Source organism: Streptomyces sp. MZ04, assembly GCF_004684775.1.
GTDB lineage: Bacteria > Actinomycetota > Actinomycetes > Streptomycetales > Streptomycetaceae > Streptomyces.
In genome coordinates this window covers 1-991 of the sequence record NZ_SRIC01000597.1, presented here as the reverse complement: position 1 = coordinate 991, position 991 = coordinate 1, and the positions used below count along the sequence as shown (strand labels likewise).

1 protein-coding gene is annotated in these 991 nt (G+C 73.7%); it reads right to left on the bottom strand.

What is annotated here, in order from left to right; genetic code table 11:
• Positions 1-905 (bottom strand): histidine kinase (locus E2651_RS43400; RefSeq protein WP_348541713.1); only part of this gene is annotated, 905 nt, incomplete at its 3' end.
• Between the last annotated feature and the right edge of the window lie 86 nt (positions 906-991).

The following is a 991-nucleotide window of genomic DNA, read 5'->3' as shown; positions in this document are numbered from 1 at the left end:
GGGGCGGGCTCCTCGGCGGGACCGTTGGTCACGGTGACGACGGTCGTGCCCGTGACCGCGTCCCGCACGCTCTCTACCGTCACCGAGGCGCCGGGGGCGTGCCGGGCGGCGTTGGTGAGAGCTTCCTGGACGACTCGGTGGACGGTGCGTTCGGACTCCGTCCCGGTCAACTCGGGGCTCGTCGCGTCACCCTCGGCGCTGTACCGGACCGGCAGCCCTGAGCCCGCCGCGCGCTCGACCAGCTCCGCGACGGTCTCGCCCGCCGGGGCGAGCGGTGCGGCCTCGTCCCCCTCCTCCCGGAGCAGCCCGATGATCTCGTGCAGCCGGTCCGTGGCGTCCGAGGCGGCGACGCGGAGGTCGGCGACGGCGGCGCGGTGCGTGTCGGGAAGATCGGCGGCGACCTGCAGCGCGCCGGCGCGCACCGCGATGAGGCTCAGCTCGTGCCCGAGGGAGTCGTGCATGTCCTGCGCGATCCTGGCCCGCTCCCGAAGCCGGGCGCGATCGGCGACGATGCGCTGCTCCCGCTCCAACTGCCCGGCGCGCGCCCAGCCGGCGGCGGCGAGTTCGCGCCCCTGGCGCCAGTAGCGCCCGGCGAGCCACGGAAAGACCGCCCCGAAGAGCAACGTCCCCATCAACACGAGCCACTCGACGACGGGATCGACGCCCCGTCCGGCAATCTTGGCGGTCCCGACGACCGCGATCCCCGCGAAGGCGAAGACAGAGGGCCTGACTCGCTCGGCCCTCCGCCCCATCAGCAACGCGAAGACGGTAAGAGCACCCCCGTACGAGAGCGTGAACAGGGAAGGCGCCGCGACAAGGCCGAGGGCGGCGGCCACCGCGAAGGCGCCCAGTGGGTTCCTTCGCCAAATGGCCACGGCGACGGCAAGCGCGACAAGGCCAGCCACCTGCGCTCCCACCGACCGGGGTTCATTCAGCCCCGCCCGATCCACGCCGAGGGCAGGCAGGGCAAGCCCCACCCACACCCCCACAT